The sequence below is a fragment of the Albibacterium profundi genome (assembly GCF_042159835.1).
Classification (GTDB): domain Bacteria; phylum Bacteroidota; class Bacteroidia; order Sphingobacteriales; family Sphingobacteriaceae; genus Albibacterium; species Albibacterium profundi.
On record NZ_JBBVGT010000002.1, the window covers coordinates 1,512,081 to 1,529,898 of the forward strand.

15 protein-coding genes are annotated in these 17,818 nt (G+C 41.9%); 6 read left to right on the forward strand and 9 right to left on the reverse strand.

Annotated elements, in window-relative coordinates:
* Positions 1–27 precede the first annotated feature (27 nt).
* Entirely contained in the window at positions 28–2,100 is a 2,073-nt protein-coding gene (gene metG, locus WKR92_RS08200; protein ID WP_375557343.1) for a methionine--tRNA ligase, read from the reverse strand.
* A gap of 98 nt (positions 2,101–2,198) precedes the next feature.
* On the opposite strand from metG, the gene WKR92_RS08205 reads away from it, so the two are divergent.
* On the forward strand, positions 2,199–3,095 hold the full coding sequence (locus tag WKR92_RS08205) for a S66 peptidase family protein (RefSeq protein ID WP_375557344.1): 897 nt from the start codon (positions 2,199–2,201) through the stop codon (positions 3,093–3,095).
* Between the two features lies 1 nt (position 3,096).
* Positions 3,097–3,507: a DoxX family protein gene (locus WKR92_RS08210; RefSeq protein ID WP_375557345.1), complete on the forward strand. Its 411-nt coding sequence runs from the start codon at positions 3,097–3,099 to the stop codon at positions 3,505–3,507.
* A 32-nt stretch (positions 3,508–3,539) separates the two neighbouring features.
* Here WKR92_RS08210 and lipA read toward each other — a convergent pair whose 3' ends face one another.
* Positions 3,540–4,421 carry a lipoyl synthase gene (lipA, locus tag WKR92_RS08215; protein WP_375557346.1) on the reverse strand — a complete coding sequence of 294 codons (882 nt, stop codon included), beginning with the start codon at positions 4,419–4,421 and terminating at the stop codon, positions 3,540–3,542.
* A gap of 103 nt (positions 4,422–4,524) precedes the next feature.
* Between lipA and WKR92_RS08220 the strand changes: the two genes are divergently transcribed.
* Positions 4,525–4,935, forward strand: a complete 411-nt coding sequence (locus tag WKR92_RS08220) for an OsmC family protein (RefSeq protein ID WP_375557347.1) — start codon at positions 4,525–4,527, stop codon at positions 4,933–4,935.
* Here the strand turns inward: WKR92_RS08220 and WKR92_RS08225 are convergent.
* Positions 4,922–5,689 carry an MBL fold metallo-hydrolase gene (locus WKR92_RS08225; protein ID WP_375557348.1) on the reverse strand — a complete coding sequence of 256 codons (768 nt, stop codon included), beginning with the start codon at positions 5,687–5,689 and terminating at the stop codon, positions 4,922–4,924. The genes WKR92_RS08220 and WKR92_RS08225 overlap by 14 nt on opposite strands.
* A 71-nt stretch (positions 5,690–5,760) precedes the next feature.
* On the opposite strand from WKR92_RS08225, the gene recJ reads away from it, so the two are divergent.
* The 3 genes from recJ to WKR92_RS08240 are packed head-to-tail and all read left to right on the forward strand — an operon-like array spanning position 5,761 to position 9,767.
* Complete coding sequence (recJ, locus tag WKR92_RS08230; protein ID WP_375557349.1) at positions 5,761–7,485, forward strand: single-stranded-DNA-specific exonuclease RecJ; 1,725 nt, start codon at positions 5,761–5,763, stop codon at positions 7,483–7,485.
* An 11-nt stretch (positions 7,486–7,496) separates the two neighbouring features.
* Positions 7,497–8,231, forward strand: a complete 735-nt coding sequence (gene lptB, locus WKR92_RS08235) for an LPS export ABC transporter ATP-binding protein (protein WP_375557350.1) — start codon at positions 7,497–7,499, stop codon at positions 8,229–8,231.
* Between the two features lie 9 nt (positions 8,232–8,240).
* Entirely contained in the window at positions 8,241–9,767 is a 1,527-nt protein-coding gene (locus tag WKR92_RS08240) for a GH3 auxin-responsive promoter family protein (protein ID WP_375557351.1), read from the forward strand.
* Positions 9,768–9,811: 44 nt separating this feature from the next.
* Here WKR92_RS08240 and WKR92_RS08245 read toward each other — a convergent pair whose 3' ends face one another.
* From WKR92_RS08245 to WKR92_RS08270, 6 genes are all read right to left on the reverse strand, one after another.
* The gene (locus tag WKR92_RS08245; protein ID WP_375557352.1) at positions 9,812–10,879 is read right to left on the reverse strand and encodes a TerC/Alx family metal homeostasis membrane protein; all 1,068 of its coding nucleotides are present in this window, start codon (positions 10,877–10,879) and stop codon (positions 9,812–9,814) included.
* Positions 10,880–10,883: 4 nt separating this feature from the next.
* The gene (locus WKR92_RS08250) at positions 10,884–11,855 is read right to left on the reverse strand and encodes a polyprenyl synthetase family protein (RefSeq protein WP_375557353.1); all 972 of its coding nucleotides are present in this window, start codon (positions 11,853–11,855) and stop codon (positions 10,884–10,886) included.
* Positions 11,856–11,964: 109 nt separating this feature from the next.
* Positions 11,965–12,564 (reverse strand): chemotaxis protein CheB, encoded by a 600-nt coding sequence (locus tag WKR92_RS08255; RefSeq protein WP_375557354.1) that lies wholly within the window; start codon positions 12,562–12,564, stop codon positions 11,965–11,967.
* Positions 12,524–13,351, reverse strand: a complete 828-nt coding sequence (locus WKR92_RS08260; protein ID WP_375557355.1) for a CheR family methyltransferase — start codon at positions 13,349–13,351, stop codon at positions 12,524–12,526. The genes WKR92_RS08255 and WKR92_RS08260 overlap by 41 nt, the downstream gene beginning before the upstream one ends.
* Complete coding sequence (locus WKR92_RS08265) at positions 13,329–13,718, reverse strand: response regulator (protein ID WP_375557356.1); 390 nt, start codon at positions 13,716–13,718, stop codon at positions 13,329–13,331. Before WKR92_RS08265 ends, WKR92_RS08260 begins: the two co-directional genes overlap by 23 nt.
* A 27-nt stretch (positions 13,719–13,745) precedes the next feature.
* Positions 13,746–17,816: a response regulator gene (locus WKR92_RS08270; protein WP_375557357.1), complete on the reverse strand. Its 4,071-nt coding sequence runs from the start codon at positions 17,814–17,816 to the stop codon at positions 13,746–13,748.
* Between the last annotated feature and the right edge of the window lie 2 nt (positions 17,817–17,818).

Sequence of the window (17,818 nt, forward strand, 5' to 3'; positions counted from 1 at the left end):
GATGAGCGCTGTACTATCTTAGACAGTTTATCGAATTGTGCTACCGGGACTAAGCTTGCTTGTCGGAGCCACAAACGAAAGTTTGCCCTGTTCGTCCTCAGCCATGAGGATCATGCCTTGTGATTCGATACCTTTTATTTTACGAGCTTCGAGGTTGAGAAGAACCGACACTTGTTGCCCAATAATATCTTCTGGTTTGAAGAACTCGGCGATCCCTGAAACGATTGTCCTCCGGTCTAAGCCCGTGTCTACAGTTAATTTTAATAGCTTTTTGGTTTTGGCAACTTTTTCTGCAGCAACAATTTCACCGCTTCGAATATCCATTGCCGTGAAGCTATCAAATGTAATAGCCGGTTTTTCAGGTATCGATTTGCTTTCGCTTTGCTGGTTTTCAATCTTTGCCTGCGCTAATTTATTTAATTGAAACTCTACTTGTTCGTCTGTTATTTTTTCAAACAGAAGTTGCGTCTCAGCTAATTGGTGGCCGATCGGTAATAGATCAACCTTTCCGCCTTTGTTCCATTCTTGTTGTTCTTGATTCAACATAGAAAATAGCTTTCTCGCAGTGAACGGCAAGAATGGTAGAGCGAAAATAGCGAGGTTTGAAGCGATTTGCAGGCCGATATTAAGTACGGTTTTTACACGTTCTTCGTCGGTTTTGATAAGCTTCCATGGCTCCTCGTCCGCTAAGTATTTATTTCCAAGGCGTGCCGCATTCATGAAGTGAGATAGAGCTTCGCGAAACCGGTAGGCATTGATTGCCTTCTCTATTTTTGCCGGATAGCTCGACAATTCATCCAGTACCCTTTTGTCGTTTTCGGTAAATGCGGAACCTTCCAACAGCTTGCCGTCGAAATATTTATGAGAAAGTACCATGACGCGATTCACAAAGTTTCCAAAGATTGCAACGAGTTCATTGTTCACGCGTGCCTGGAAATCTTTCCAAGTAAACTCACTATCAGATGTTTCGGGCAAAATGGAGGTTAATACATAACGCAGTTCATCTTCTTTGCTCGGGAACTCCTCGAGGTACTCATGAAGCCATACAGCATGGTTTCTTGACGTAGAGAGCTTGTCGCCTTCCAAATTTAAGAACTCATTGGCCGGGATATTTTCCGGTAAGATGTAGCCACCATGCGCCTTTAAGATCGCGGGGAAAATAATACAATGGAAAACGATGTTATCCTTCCCGATAAAATGAATCAGGTGTGAATTATTTTCAGGCTTATCTTGTACTTTCCAATATCTCTCCCAATCCTTCCCTTGATCTAAAGCCCACTGCTTGCTAGCTGAAATATAGCCGATGGGGGCATCGAGCCAGACATAGAGCTTTTTCCCTTTCGCTTCATCTAACGGAACGTCTACACCCCAATCCAGATCTCTCGTCATGGAACGAGCTTGAAGTCCAGAGTTTAACCAAGAGCTGCACTGACCGTAAACATTCGATTTTAGGATGTCTTTCTTCCCCTTTAGCAACCACTCCTCAAGGAATGACTGATATTTATCAAGCGGTAAATACCAATGCTTTGTCTCTTTAAGGATCGGCTTTTCACCGCTTAATGTTGAAACCGGATTGATAAGGTCGGTCGGATTAAGAGACGTGCCGCATTTTTCACATTGATCTCCATAGGCACCGTCATGATGACAATTGGGACAGGTACCGATAATATAGCGGTCGGCTAAAAATTGATTGTATTTTTCATCATAAAATTGTTCAGATTCTTTTTCAATGAACTCACCTTTATGATATAGATTTAAGAAAAACTCTTGAGACAGTTCATGGTGTATCGGCGCGGAGGTCCGGTGATAGATATCAAAACCGATACCCAGCCTTTTGAAGCTCTCCATAATTTGAGCGTGGTACTGATCAACAATTTCCTGAGGAGTCTTACCTTCTTTTTTTGCTTTGATGGTAATCGCTGCACCGTGCTCATCGGATCCGCAAACATGCAAAACATCGTGATTATTTAATCGTTGGAAGCGGGCAAAAATATCAGCAGGAATATAAGCACCGGCCAAATGGCCGATGTGAAGTGGTCCATTGGCATACGGTAATGCCGAAGTTATCGTGAATCTTTTAGTTTCTTGTGCGTTATGCATTTTTTCGATATATTTTCAAATATGCAAAAGAAAGAGGCTGCAATATTTGCTATTTGTACAAAGATAATTCAATTTGCGGTTTCTAAAACCATTATCGTATGAAAGTACCACCTTATTTAAAAAAAGGAGATAAGATTGCCATCGTAGCACCTGCGGGAAGAATTAATATGGACTTGACCGAGGTTGTTAAATTATTTGAATCATGGGGTTTGAAAGTTGTAATCGGAGAATCGGTTACCTCATCCTTTCATCAGTTTGCAGGTGACGACCAATTGAGGGCGAAAGACTTTCAAGCGATGCTCGATGATGATACTGTGAAGGCTATCATTGCAGCTCGGGGTGGCTATGGAACAGTTCGCATAATTGATGAGTTGGATTTCTCTAATTTCAAGGCTCATCCAAAATGGGTTGTGGGCTACAGCGACATAACGGTACTGCATTGCCATATACAGACCCTATTCGGCGTGCCGACCATACATGGCCCTATGCCCTTAAATTTTCCGGATGCGACTGATTCCTCTTTGCAAAGTCTGCATGGTGCTCTGTTTGGCAATGAGGTCCATTATGAATATACCAGTACGTCAGCCCTTGTTCCCGGGACGGCTGAAGGGATTTTGACGGGTGGCAACTTAGCGCTATTAGCAAATATCGTCGGGTCCGTGTCTGAATCAGACTATACTGATAAGGTTTTATTTATTGAAGACGTCTCCGAGTATTATTATTCGGTCGACCGGATGATGCGTTTATTGAAACGTGCGGGGAGGCTGAAAAATATTCGAGGCCTGATTGTCGGTGGTTTTACCGACTTGAAAGACAGTGACCCCTCTTTTGGGTTTAGCGCATTAGAAATTATTCTAGATGTCATTAAAGAGTATGACTATCCGGTAGCTACCGATTTTCCTGCCGGACATATTGATAATAATCAGTCGTTAGTTTTTGGTAAAAAAGTATCTTTGAGTGTACAAGGAAAGCGAGTTCACTTAAAATATATATAATATGGCAGCATTATCTTCATTGGGTAAATACAAGGACTTCGGCCTTTTGATTACTCGAATTGGCTTAGGTTTATCATTTATATTTCTACATGGTTACCCAAAATTATCAGGTGGACTTGAAACTTGGACAGCTGTTGGCTCAGCGATGAACAATGTCGGTATCGATTTCTATCCGGCTGTTTGGGGATTTCTAGCAGGCTTCACAGAGGCTGTAGGCGGCCTTCTTCTTTTATTAGGATTATTTTATCGCCCAGCATGTCTGTTCTTAGCTTTTACGATGCTGGTAGCAGGCATGAATCATCTTGCGATGGGTGAGGGGTTGACTGGTGCCGCACATGCATTCGAACTGCTAGTTGTATTTGTAGGATTGATGTTTGTGGGGCCAGGAAAATATAGTGTTGATAAGCGATAGATAAGAATACTATACTATCGCTTATCAATATATTATTGCATATCAAATAGGTGCTTCTCAGCATGGTATGATGAACGCACCAAGGGTCCGCTTTCAACATATTTAAACCCGATTTCCAAGCCAATTTCTTGGAACATCTTAAATTTCTCAGGAGTAACCCATTCTACCACAGGATGGTGGTTTTTTGTCGGTTGAAGGTATTGACCCAAGGTAAGTACGTGGACTCCAACATTGTATAAATCGGTCATTGCTTCAATTACGTCTTCTTCGGTTTCGCCGAAGCCTAACATGATACCCGATTTCGTTCTTAACCCAGCTTCGGAGATTCTTCTTAAGCACTCAAGGCTACGATCGTATTTTGCTTGGATACGTACTTCCCGGGTTAGCCTGCGAACGGTTTCCAGGTTATGTGATACGACCTCTGGTCTTACTTCAAGGACACGCTCAAGGTTCTCCCAATGGCCTTTGAAGTCGGGAATCAGAGTTTCTAAAGTAGTGCCCGGGCTTTCTCGGCGAATGGCTTTGACGGTTTCCGCCCAGATGGTTGAACCCCCATCTTTCAAGTCGTCACGGTCGACCGAAGTAATTACACAATGCTTTACTTCCATTAACCGGACAGATTCAGCTACGCGATTGGGTTCATCCGTATCGACAGCTAACGGGCGGCCAGTAGCTACAGCACAGAATGAACAAGATCGTGTACAGATATTTCCTAAAATCATAAAGGTAGCAGTACCTGCACCCCAGCACTCACCCATATTAGGGCAATTGCCGCTTTCACAAATGGTGTGAAGCTTATGGGTGTCAACTAGACTCCGAACATGACGATATTCTTTGCCAACAGGTAATTTTACGCGTAACCAATCTGGTTTGCGCTGTAATTCATTTGACGAAATAACAGGAAGTTCAATCATAGTACAAAGTTAAAGATAAAATTGTAATTTAGGGTCATGATTAAAGCCGACGTACCAACCGTTTGCACCTAATATTACATCAACATTACATCAAAGCTAAATTATGGCAACTATTAAAAATGAATACTTGGGGGAATTGCGCACTCGAGCGACACATTTAAAATCTGGAAACTCATTAATTACCGATGCTCCATTAGATAATCAGGGCAAAGGAGAGGCTTTTTCTCCATCCGATTTATTGGCGACCGCCTTGGGAAGTTGTATGCTGACCATCATGGGTATTGCTGCCCGTGAACATCAAATTGATTTAGAGCAAGTGGAATTAGAAACGACAAAGGTCATGGCCGAAAATCCACGAAGGGTATCCCGGTTAGATATTGTATTCAACTTTCCTAAAGGGCAGCAATATTCTGAGAAAGAAAAGGCCATCTTAGAAAAGGCGGCAAAAACCTGTCCTGTATACTATAGCATTCATGCAGATATAGAAAAGAACCTCCAATTTAATTGGTTATAGGTAAAATTCGGAAGCTGTCTTCTTTTTTAGCAATTTTAGCAATAGCGTTCTCATCTGCGTGATAGAAAAGGCAAGTCCAATTCTCTTCTGCAGCTTGTGTAGCATATTGTTCTCTCAGTTCCATGGCTTTATGACCGTCATAGTCATATTTGGCTGCGAACCGGCGTAAGGCTTGTTCCGGCTCAGGCCATTCATCACCACCATAGAACAGGTGCTGTCCTTCACTGACGATGTGGAACACTTGATGAAAAGGACTGTGAGCGCCACTCAGTTCATAGCTGATAGCTGAATTAAGTTGCCCGTCGCCTTCAACAAAATGGATATGTCCACTTCGCTGTAGGGTGTCGAAGATTTCAGTTTTGTAGGAAGATTTTGTGTTACTATAGGCCTCTTCCCATTCAGTACGTTGGATGACATATTCGGCATTCGGGAAGCTTAGGCTGCCGGTTTCGGTATCCACCATGCCAGATGCATGATCTTGATGGAGATGTGACATCAAAACCAAGGTGACATCTTCCGGTTCGTATCCTAGCTTTCGGATATTTTCATGGATCACCATTTTTCCATCGTGAGCGAAACCCAAACCAGAGTCGATTACGATCAACTCGTCTTCTAGCTCAACCAAGAAAGGCTGAACGTTGATAAAAAGTGAGCCTTTGCGATCCTTCTTGTCATCGGTTTTTGGATCGAATGGAATGAATTTTTTATCCACTCCTACTGAATATGAGCCCTCATCTAATGCATATACCTTCATGTCTTGTCTGTTTGATACGTTGTGATTACGACGAGTATAACGTATATTTACCAAATTGTAAGCACAAATATATGCAAAAAAGATGGGTCGAAAAGCCACAGCAGCATTCTGAACAGGTTAGAAACTTATCTAATTCACTCAACATCAATTCGGTTTTAGCCAGCTTGCTGGTTAAACGTGGCATTCATAGCTATCAGGATGCTGAAAATTTCTTTTGTCCCGATCTAGCTCGCTTGTATGATCCTTTTTTAATGAGGGATATGGATAAAGCTGTATCTCGAATCATATCTGCATTTGAGAAGGGAGAAAAGATACTGGTTTATGGAGACTATGACGTAGACGGGACAACGGCTGTGACCTTGGTTTTTAGTTTTTTAAACGAGTTGGCACCCACATATATTGATTATTATATTCCCGATCGTTATGATGAAGGATATGGAGTATCAAAGAAAGGCATAGACCATGCTTGCTCCAACAGCTGCTCATTAATTATTGCACTCGATTGCGGTATTAAGGCAAATGAGCTTGTCGAGTACAGTAATCATAAGGGCATCGATTTTATAATAGCAGATCATCATACTCCGGGTGCTGTGTTGCCTGCAGCCTATGCAGTATTAGATCCTAAACGTACTGATTGTAACTACCCTTTCTCTGAGCTATCAGGGTGTGGAATTGGTTTTAAGTTAGTCCATGGACTGGCTATAAAACTAGGATTACCATTGGAGCGGATCTATCGCTATTTAGATCTGCTTGCCGTCAGTATTGCTGCTGATATGGTGCCGATAATTGATGAAAATCGGATCCTGTCATTTCACGGGTTGAAGAAGTTAAATAGTGACCCATGCCCAGGATTAAGGGCTTTGATTGATCTGAGATCGGGAAAAACGGAACTTTCTTCTACTGATTTGGTCTTTCATATCGGACCTAGGATTAATGCTGCCGGAAGGATTAAGCATGCGAAAGCCGCTGTAGAACTATTGATTTCAACAGATCCCTACCGGGCTTCTGAATTAAGCAAAGAAATAGACATTCATAACATCGAGCGTAAGACATTCGATACACAGATAACAGAAGAGGCGCTAAGCATGATTACTGAGAACCCTGAAATGAAGCGACGGAAAACGACGGTCGTTTTTCAGCCGGAGTGGCACAAAGGTGTTATTGGTATCGTCGCTTCGCGGTTGATTGAGAAATTTTATCGACCGACCATCGTACTTACGCAATCCAACGGGCTCATTACAGGCTCTGCGCGCTCGGTATTTGGCTTTGATTTATATACTGCGTTAAGTCAGTGCAGTGAGTTATTCGAACAGTTCGGAGGTCATAAGTATGCGGCAGGTCTGACGATGAAAGCGGACAATGTTGCCGCGCTTCAGGAACGTTTTGAGCAGGTGGTAGCCGCCACAATCCCAGATGTGTTGCTCACCCCAGAGTTGATGATCGACGAGGAACTCTGTCTAGCCGATATTGATGGGAAATTTTTTAGGATATTGAATCGATTTTCACCTTTCGGACAAGAGAATGAGTTGCCGGTATTTCTCAGTAGGAACGTCCGGGTAGCAGAATCTCCGAGGGTTGTGGGTAAAAATCACCTCAAAATATGCGTATCTCAAGGTGGTTCGGCAGTATATGATGGTATCGGTTTCGGTTTATCGCATTTAGGTTCACTTGTAACCAGAGGCTCGTCTATTGATATTTGCTATACGCTTGAAGAGAACAACTGGCGCGGCGTAAGGCGCATCCAGTTGAATATTAAGGATATTAGATTGGCTGAAGAGCTTGTATCGTCGACATAAAGTATTGATAAATGATATTAAAAGCAGAACATTTAGTAAAAAAATACAAACAAAGGAAGGTGGTCGATGACGTGTCCTTCCATGTGGAACAAGGTGAAATTGTTGGTCTTTTGGGACCCAATGGAGCTGGGAAAACCACTTCATTCTACATGATCGTGGGACTGATTAAGCCAACAGAGGGCAAGGTGTATTTGGATGAACAAGAAATAACCGGAGACCCGATGTATAGAAGAGCACAGAAAGGTATCGGTTACTTGGCTCAAGAGGCTTCGGTCTTTAGGAAACTGTCTGTAGAGGACAATATCCTTGCGGTCTTGGAAATTCACTATAAGGATAAAGAAGAACGTAAAGAAAAACTGGAAGAGCTAATCAATGAGTTTAGTCTAAATAAGGTACGTAAGAACCGTGGCGACTTACTCTCCGGAGGCGAGCGGCGGCGGACAGAAATTGCGCGTGCTCTGGCTGCTAACCCGAATTTCATTTTGCTTGACGAGCCTTTTGCGGGTGTTGATCCAATTGCCGTGGAAGAGATTCAAACCATCGTCCATAAATTGAAGCATAGAAATATTGGTATTCTAATCACCGACCATAATGTTCAAGAAACACTATCTATTACAGATAGAGCCTATTTACTGACTGAAGGTAAAATTATGCTGACGGGCACACCGCCTGAGATCGCAGTAAATGAAATGGCAAGAAAGTTTTACCTAGGCCAGAATTTTGAATTGAAAATTAAAAAACGTTAACGATCTAGTATGGCAGCATTTGTTAATTCCATTCTAAAATGGATCATGAAAAAGCGTGTACATCAGATAGAACTTTTTAAACAATACCCGGACGAAGTACAAGAAGAATGGCTCCAGGATCTCGTCAAAACAGCGCAGGCTACCGAGTGGGGGAAGAAATATGGCTATGAGTCGATTAGTACAGTCGACGATTTCAAGGACCGTATACCTATTCAGGATTATGATTCCATAAAACCTTATATAGAACGGATGATGAATGGTGAGCAGAATATTCTGTGGCCGTCTACCATTAAGTGGTTTGCAAAGTCTTCAGGAACAACATCCGATAGAAGCAAATACATTCCGGTAAGTCAGGAGGCACTCGAAGAGTGCCATTATGCGGGTGGTAAAGACCTGCTAAGTATTTATTGTTTGAATTGTCCGGACAATAACCTGTTTGAGGGGAAAGGACTGGTACTCGGCGGAAGCCATCAGATTAATGCTCTTGGAAAAACATCTTCTGGCGATCTCTCGGCTATTATTGTTCAAAACTTGCCCTTTTGGGCGGAATATCATCGCTTTCCTGATATTGAACTAACGTTAAATCCTAATTTTGAAGAGAAAATAGAAAAGATTGCACATTTAGGTCTTACAGAAAATATAACGAGTCTATCAGGAGTGCCAACCTGGAATGTGGTTTTGGCAAAGAGGATGCTTGAAATTTCCGGGAAGTCTAACCTGCTGGAAATTTGGCCCAATCTTGAATTCTATTTTCATGGAGGTGTCAGCTTTAAACCCTACCGTGAACAGTTTAGGCAATTGATTCCGTCAGATAATATGTATTATCTCGAGAATTACAATGCGTCTGAAGGCTATTTTGCTATTCAAGATTTGCCTGACTCAGATGAGATGCTACTGATGCTCGACTATGGTATTTATTATGAATTTATGCCTATGGAAAATCTTCATGATGAGCATCCTAAAACCCTGACCCTGTCTGAAGTAGAGCTGAATAAAAATTATGCGATTATTATTTCTACCAATGCCGGGCTCTGGCGTTATATGATAGGGGATACGATACGGTTTACCTCACTCTATCCGTTCCGAATTCAAGTCAGTGGGCGTACCAAACAATATATTAATGTCTTTGGAGAAGAGTTGATTGTGGACAACGCGGAAGATGGTATCAGCGAAGCCTGTAAACAAACCGGCGCCATCGTAAAAGATTACACAGCTGGTCCCGTTTATTTCGACGGAACGGAAGCAGGGGCGCATGAATGGATTGTAGAGCTCGCCAAAGAGCCTAGCAGTCGCGCCGAGTTTATCACAGCACTTGACGAGTCACTTCGTAAAATAAATTCTGATTATGATGCCAAGCGATTTAACAATCTTGCTCTAAAGGAGCCGATTGTTCATTTTGCTAAGGAGGGAACTTTTTATAAATGGATGAAAGGACGGGGTAAATTAGGCGGCCAAAACAAGGTGCCTCGCTTATCAAATGATAGATCATTTATCGATCCGATTATCCAAATGCTGAAGAACGACACAGGTTCCTAAGCGCACGGATGTCCATTCGCTTAGGAATTTATTAGATTCTAAAATTATTCTCCGGCAGCTTCTTTCTTTGGAAAGACCAAGGATAAGATAACACTGCCTGCTAAGATTCCTAAGATGATGATCAACGAATGCATGGTCGTAAATCCGATAGCAGCTAACTGTCCATGTAATAGCATCTTAGCGCCGATAAAGATTAGTAAGAACGATAGTCCTGCTTTCAAGTAATGGAATTTGTGAATAATATTTACTAATAAGAAGAACATCGACCGAAGCCCTAGAATTGCAAAGATATTCGAGAAGAAAACAATATAAGGGTCTTGCGTTACAGAGAATATGGCAGGTATCGAGTCTACAGCAAAAATTATATCAGTCGACTCAATCATCAGCAGGACGAGAAACAAGGGTGTGATGAAGGTTTTCCCATCTATTTTGTGAAAGAAATTACCATTAACAAAGCCTGGTGTGACCGAGAAATGCTTAGATGCAAAGCGTACAATCCGATTCTCTTGCGGATCCATCGTTTCTTCCTGATTACGGTTGATAAACATCATAATCCCCGTGTAGACCAAGAAAGCACCGAATACGTAAAGTATCCAATCGAAACGACTAATTAGGGCAGCACCAATAAAGATAAATACGAAGCGGAAAAATACTGCTCCTAATATACCCCACACCAATACTTTGTGATAATGCTTCGGGTCGACACCAAACGAGCTGAATATCAATACCATTACAAATATATTGTCTACTGAGAGTGCGTATTCGACGACATACCCAGTGAGGTACTCTAATGCCAAGTTATTGTTATAGACCTGAATGCTTGCTGCCAAATCGCCAGGAATAAGCGTGATATCATGCATGTGCTTTTCCGTGACTTCCATCAACGTTTCGAAATCATGCACGCTGTGTAGCTCGTTGCCCCATATCCGTAAAAGGACGTAAAATGCGAGAGCAAAGAAAACCCAAATGGAGCTCATAATAGCTGCCGCTTTAAAGCTGACAACCTCGTTCTTTTTACTGAAAATGCCTAAATCCAAGGCAAGCATCAAAGCAATAAAGATTAGAAATCCGCCAAAGAAAAGAAATTCGTTCGTGAGAAAGGAAGTATCCATTTGTTTATTTTTTTCGTTCTGTTGTAAATTTTACCAATTGTTCCAGTCCCATTCTATATGCGCTTTCTGGAAAAGTATAAAGTATATTAAAGGCTTCTTCTTGATATTCCATCATTTTTTCTTTTGCATAACTCAACCCACCACTGCCTTTAACATAGTCAATAACCTCACGAACACGTTTTGCATCCTCGTTGTGGTTTTTTACTAAATTAATAAAATATCTTTTTTCTGTTTTAGATGATTTTTTTAAGGCGTAAATTAACGGAAGTGTTAGTTTTTTTTCTTTAATATCATTACCGACCGGTTTTCCAACGTCATCAACTCCAAAATCAAAAAGATCATCTTTGATCTGAAATGCGATACCTATTTTTTCGCCCAGTGTATGCATGCGATTGATCACATCGTCGTCCGTAGTCACAGAAGCAGCTCCGCACGCACAGCAAGATGCGATCAATGAAGCTGTTTTTTTTCTTATCACCTCGAAATACACGGCTTCGTCAATATCTAACCTCCGTGCTTTTTCCATTTGCAAAAGCTCACCTTCGCTCATGTGTTCAACCGCTTCTGAGACAATCTTAAGAAGCTTAAAGTCGTCGTTCCGGATTGAAAGCGATAGACCCCGAGCCAAAAGATAGTCGCCTACCAATACTGCTACTTTATTCTTCCACAATGCGTTAACGGAAAAGAATCCGCGTCTTTCGTTCGAATTATCGACAACGTCGTCATGTACCAACGTAGCCGTGTGTAGTAGCTCAACAAGTGACGCCCCTCGGTGGGTAGCCTCACAGATATCGCCGCAAGTACCAGCAGAAAAGAAGACAAACATGGGTCTTATCTGTTTCCCTTTTCTTTTAACAATGTAATGGGTAATCCGATCTAACAAAGGAACGGAGCTCTCCATAGATTGTTTGAACTTGTCTTCAAATAAATCAAGCTGTTCCGCTATCGGCTTTTTTATCTCATCAAGTTTCAACATGCATGTTGGTGACGGGTGAAAAATTTCAGCACAAACATACTAATTTTTAACTTATTTGTCGGCCGCCGATCGACAGAAAAAGAAGGTAGAAACGGATCGTATCGTTGGATCACGAAGCTGTCTGTGAATTGATGAACTGCGCGATTTGGTCAGGTGTTGCGATTTGGTCTATTAAATTCTTGGCGATAGCTTGTGCAGGCATATAGGGGATCTGGCATGTTACAGGATCTTGCGCAATGCAGTAGCCTCCGCGAAGTTTTATAGATTGCATACCTGTTACTCCGTCAGCGTTTGCACCGGACAGTAGCACGCCAACTAGCTTTTCTTGGTAAGTATCTGCAGCGCTTTGAAAGGTAAGGTCAATACTCGGTCTAGAGAAATTAATTTTCTCAGATATATCAAGAGAGAACGACAGATTTTTCTCGATAAATAGATGATAATCGGCTGCCGCTAGATACACGACTCCCTGCAAAATAGGCTCTTTGTCCTCTGCTTCTTTTACTTGGAGCGGGCATTTTGAGCCCAGTAATTCCACCAAAAAGTCAGGTTCTTGAACAGCTTTGCGATGGAAAATGATTACGATTGATAGCCGAAGGTCCTTTTTCAGCTGGGGTAAAATATCCAGCACGACCTGCAGGCTTCCTGCTGAGCCGCCAATAACGACCATATCAGTGGTCATGTTTCCTCCATATTTTTTGTTTGGGGTCAACTTGCCGATAACGATCAGAAATATTAGCAAAACGTAGCGTCTCCTTCGTTCCAAGTGCCAAGTAACCTAGATTCTCCAAGCTTTTGTCCATCAAGTCGAAGACACGCGATTGGAGGTGCGTATTAAAATAGATTAATACATTTCGGCAGCTGATCAACTGAAAAGAGTTGAAAGAGGAGTCTGAGACAAGGTTGTGTGTTGAGAACACTATTTTTTTACGAAGCCGTTCCTTAAAGATCATCACATCATAATTTGCTGTATAGTATGATGAAAAATCTTGATAGCCTCCGCCCCGCAAATAATTTTCCGAATATTGTTTAATTAATTTTACCGGAAATATACCCGATTTCGCTTTCTCTAATACACGCGGATTCAGATCAGTGGCGTAGATCAGGCTTTTGTCCAATAAATTTGCTTCCTCTAAGAGGATGGCAATTGAATAGGCTTCTTCTCCAGATGCACATCCGGCAATCCAGACCCTGATAAAAGGATAGGTGCCCAATGTCGGTATGATGTCAGACCGCAGATACTTAAAGAAGTCCGCATCGCGGAACATCTCGGTTACATTCACGGTTATCTCTTCAATAAAGCGACGTAGATAAAACGGATCGTGAACTAACCGATACCTCATTTCAGCGAAACTTGGAAATTTATCAATGGATACTAAACGATTAAGGCGCCGTTTCATAGAAGCTCTGCTATAATCTGAAAAATCATAGCCATGCTCCTTATGTAGATCGATTAGAAGAGTTTCGACGTCCTCATCATTCACTGTCTGTAATTCCATTACCCAACTGCTGATTAATTTTATGTATCAATAAATCGACGTCGACTGGTTTCGCTAAATAATCAGCAGCGCCTGCAGCGAGGCACTTTTCCCGATCTCCCGTCATGGCCTGAGCCGTTACAGCAATTATAGGTATATCTAACAGTTTTTCTTCCGCTTTGATCAGACTGATTGCTTCGTATCCATCCATCTCAGGCATCATCATATCCATTAAAACTATGCCAATTTTGTCATTTTTAATCAGTTGACCAATGCCTTCTTTGGCAGATTGTGCGGTTAAGCAAGTAAAACCGCGCGATTTGAGCACTGCACATAATGCGAAAATATTCTTCGCATCGTCATCAATTACTAAAATTTGAGGCTTCATAAAGGAGTTAAAGCTTAGGTTTATTTGTTACGGGTACAACCATACTCTCAACAGAGAAATTAGCTGGTCAATATCCACCGGTTTAGAAATATAATCAGAAGCGCCTGCCCGAATGCATTTCTCCCTGTCTCCAACCATCGCCTTTGCCGTCACCGCTAAGATAGGTAAGTTGCTTATTTTCGGGTTCTTACGAATCCGTGTCGTCGTTTCATAGCCATCCATTTGTGGCATCATCATGTCCATTAATATAATATCTACCTGATCTATATTTGCTTCCAGAACGTCCAGAGCTTCTTTCCCATCATTAGCTGTTAAAACATTCATGTTAAAATGCTCCAGAGCTTTGGTTAATGAGAAAATATTCCGAATGTCGTCATCAGCAATCAGTACCGTTTTTCCAGCTAAAATTTCATTAAACCGCCCCGTACTATTGGTTGGTTTCTTTATACCCTCCGTTTCTTTATTTTCTTCCACGAGATGTAAAAATAAGGTAACTTCGTCAAGAATTCGTTGATATGAATGTGCGGTTTTAACTACAATCGAGTCTGCATACTGTTTTATTTTCTGCTCTTCAATCCGCGACAGGTTTTTGCCTGTAAATACGATAATTGGTAGGTTATCGAGCCCTGGGTTGTCCTTGACCGCCTCCAAGGTCTTATAACCGATCTCATCGGGAATACCCATGTCCAATATCACACAGTCAACATCCTCTTTTTGCAGTGTTTCAACTCCCGTCTTTATTTCGCCTTTTATCTCCGACTTGACATTGAAAGTACTTAAATATTGTGCTAGCGCTTCCGCATGTTTCGAGTTCTCTTCAATGATCAAAACCTTCTTCGACCCGCGTTCAAGCGCTTTTTCCAGCTTCTTGAAGATCTCATTCATCTGTTCAAATGCAACTGGCTTATTGATGAAATCAATTGCTCCTTTTTTCAAGCTTTCTTTTCTGATCTCATAAGAAGACATCATATGAACAGGAATATGTCGAGTTTTCGGGTTTTCTTTTAATTCTTTCATTACCTGCCAACCGTCTTTTACTGGCAACTGCAAGTCCAGAAGAATCGCTTGGGGGTTGTATCTGAATGCCATCTCTATTCCTTGGTCGCCTCGGACCGCTACGAGCCCTTTGTAACCCTTTTTCTGAGTAAACGAAAGAAGCGATTTGGCAAAGGCTGTATCATCTTCGATTATAAGGATAACATTATCATCCTTTTTTATACTTTTTCGGTCATCAGGCACATCCTCAGGTATTACAGAAGCAATAAATGTTTGCTCATCATTTTCGCTTGCTACCTCTCCATGGCTATCCTCCGGAGCCTCATCACTTATAACCTCAGTAGTCGGCATTTCATTAGGTTCGTTGGCGAATTCTTCATCTACACTTTCCTCATTTACCGGCTCCCGGCCGTCAATCGGTACAGATAATATAAACTCACTTCCGACAGACTCTTTACTTGAAACTGTCAAGTTTCCTCCTAATAGTCGCGCCAATTCTCGGCTAATTGCGAGCCCTAGACCAGTTCCCCCATACATCCTTCTGGTTGACCCATCAGCTTGTTGAAATGCGCCGAAAATGTGTTCCTGTTTATCAGGCGCGATGCCAATACCGCTGTCCTTAACAGAGAATTTTACATAACCAGCTTGCGTTTTGTCTTGTGTAACATCTAGATGAATAAATCCCTTCGTCGTGAATTTTAACGCATTTGATAATAAGTTCTTTAGAATCTGTTCTAGTCGCAGTCTATCGGTAGTTATCGCTTCCGGGACGTCCTTTCCAATGCTAAACTGCAAATCAAGCTGTTTTTCATTAGCAAGGGGAGTAAACAAAGACCGCATAGATGTGACTACTTCATGAATAGGTTCAGGCTTAAATTCGACCGCCATTTTACCTGCCTCAATTTTAGAAAGATCTAATATTTCATCAATTAACGACAATAAACTTTTCCCAGAATTTTGAATCACATGGGCATACTCTACCTGATCTTTATTTAAATTATTGTCGCCATTCTCGCTTAGTAAACGGGAAAGCAACAGGATTGAATTGAGCGGTGTTCTCAGTTCATGCGACATGTTCGCCAGGAATTCCGATTTATAACGAGTGCTCAGTTCGAGCTCTTCTGCCTTCTTCTGTATTTCCAAGTTCCGGTCGATGATAATCTGGTTTCTGTCCTCCAACAAATTACTTCGTTCTTCCAGTTCTTGATTAGCTTGCAATAGCTCCTCCTGTTGAACTTTCAGCTCCTCTTCCGATGCCTGTAGTTTCTGTGCTTGTGCTTCCAGCTCTGTGTTCAGGTTCTCAAGTTCGCTATGTTGAGTTTGCAGTTCTTCCGTTTGTGTTTGTGTTTCCTCTAGCAGCTCTTGCAAACGTGACCGCGACTTCATAGATTGAATCGTACTCGCTATATTCCCACCTACTTGCCTCAAGAAGCTTCCAGTTCCGGGATGGAGGTCATTAAAGGATGCGATCTCGATCACCCCCTCAATCTCCCCACCTTGAATGAGCGGCAACATAATCAAATGTTTCGGCTGTGATTCACCTAAGCTGCTACCTATTGTTAAGTAATCATCTGGAACCGAGTCGATAATTACCGGCTTTTTATTTTCCGTAGCCTTCCCCAAACGGTTTTGGCCAATTTTAACCAGTCGTGGTAGCTTTTTTTCATTTAAGATAGCGTAGCTAGATTGCAGCTCCAGTGTATTTGAGTAATTGTGTAGATAAATTGTACCGACTTCAGCGCCCAGATAATCCACCAAGGTGGACAATACCAGCTCACAGCTCTCGTCGATCCTCTTCTGGCCTATTAAGACACCGTTGATCGTTGAGAGCCCCGTTTGTATCCAAATTTCTTTTTCGTTTGCTTCCGAGAAATCTTTTAGCGAATTTCTCATTCGCATGATGGCATGTCCTAGATCATCTTTTTTACTACGGGGCTGAAAATCGACATCAAAATTATTCTCACCAATCGCTCTAGCCGCTACTTCTATTTTTTTGTTATTTCGGTCTATCTGCAAGAAAGAACTTGCTAAGCTTCCGAATGCATCTTTCGGGAAACGTGGTAGTTTTATATCCGTTTCTCCTTTGGCCATTCTTCCTGCAGCTATCCGAAGATAATTCACTTGATTCGTTGTTGACCTAACAAAATATACGATTAACAAGATCGCGAGCAGGGCGGCAATGCCACTAATGGCCACTAATGTCCGTTGTATGGTAATCGCATGGTTATAATAATCGTTCGTTTCCTGGCGCACTTCACCTAACAAGGATTCCTGTAAGCCCCTTAGTTCGTCTACGCTTGTAGCTGATAGTCGCCACCAGTCTTCGCTTGAATAATCTTCTGAAATCGAATTCCTCATTAAGAGTTCATCAAAGAACATTAGCATGGGCCCCAACCCGCCTTCCTCTCGGAGTTGCGTGTATCGGTCAACAATAGACTGGTCGTTGTTGCTCAGCAGCTCTGTTTCTAATGATTGATACAGTCTGTAATTTTGTGCGAAACTATTTCTAAGATCCACTCCGTCAACGAGTGACAAATAAACCCGTAGTCTCAGCCTATCAAGTATATTAGTCATATGGGACAAGGTGCTGCTAGCCACAATCTTACTATCCGATCGCTCCTTAATCTGTGGATTGTCACTTCTCAGTGTGTTATTACTTTGCAGCTGATCAATAATCAGCTGGTAGTTGTCTATCACCTCAGTTGTTGATATCTGAGCACTGTCAATCTGAAGTCGCCAAGATTTCAGGTCGTCAACGAAAGAATATTCCAGTAGTTCATTTGCATTGCCCGACACGGCACTTGCCGACAAGCCCTGAATCGCCTGATCAACACTGGTTCTATAAGTTTCCAGGTTCTGATTGGCACCCCTGCCTACAAGCTTACTCACGCTAAACCGGCGTTCCAAGTAAATACTGTTCGTCAATTTATTTGACGCCATTGTTAGTTCCAGGCGCTTTATAAAATTGTTAGTCGTTTCATTCCGTACCCGTCGCTCATTTCGTATGAAAAAAAATGCCACGATCAATACCGCGATGGGAATTCCTGTACTTAGAATCAGTTTGTTGTTGAATGGTATCCGATTAAACAGTTTTTTCATCATTC

Coding starts and splice junctions, on each gene's coding strand:
- metG (WP_375557343.1), bottom strand. CDS start 2,100: ATGCATAACGCACAAGAAACTAAAAGATTCACGATAACTTCGGCATTA.
- WKR92_RS08205 (WP_375557344.1), top strand. CDS start 2,199: ATGAAAGTACCACCTTATTTAAAAAAAGGAGATAAGATTGCCATCGTA.
- WKR92_RS08210 (WP_375557345.1), top strand. CDS start 3,097: ATGGCAGCATTATCTTCATTGGGTAAATACAAGGACTTCGGCCTTTTG.
- lipA (WP_375557346.1), bottom strand. CDS start 4,421: ATGATTGAACTTCCTGTTATTTCGTCAAATGAATTACAGCGCAAACCA.
- WKR92_RS08220 (WP_375557347.1), top strand. CDS start 4,525: ATGGCAACTATTAAAAATGAATACTTGGGGGAATTGCGCACTCGAGCG.
- WKR92_RS08225 (WP_375557348.1), bottom strand. CDS start 5,689: ATGAAGGTATATGCATTAGATGAGGGCTCATATTCAGTAGGAGTGGAT.
- recJ (WP_375557349.1), top strand. CDS start 5,761: ATGCAAAAAAGATGGGTCGAAAAGCCACAGCAGCATTCTGAACAGGTT.
- lptB (WP_375557350.1), top strand. CDS start 7,497: ATGATATTAAAAGCAGAACATTTAGTAAAAAAATACAAACAAAGGAAG.
- WKR92_RS08240 (WP_375557351.1), top strand. CDS start 8,241: ATGGCAGCATTTGTTAATTCCATTCTAAAATGGATCATGAAAAAGCGT.
- WKR92_RS08245 (WP_375557352.1), bottom strand. CDS start 10,879: ATGGATACTTCCTTTCTCACGAACGAATTTCTTTTCTTTGGCGGATTT.
- WKR92_RS08250 (WP_375557353.1), bottom strand. CDS start 11,855: ATGTTGAAACTTGATGAGATAAAAAAGCCGATAGCGGAACAGCTTGAT.
- WKR92_RS08260 (WP_375557355.1), bottom strand. CDS start 13,351: ATGGAATTACAGACAGTGAATGATGAGGACGTCGAAACTCTTCTAATC.
- WKR92_RS08265 (WP_375557356.1), bottom strand. CDS start 13,718: ATGAAGCCTCAAATTTTAGTAATTGATGACGATGCGAAGAATATTTTC.
- WKR92_RS08270 (WP_375557357.1), bottom strand. CDS start 17,816: ATGATGAAAAAACTGTTTAATCGGATACCATTCAACAACAAACTGATT.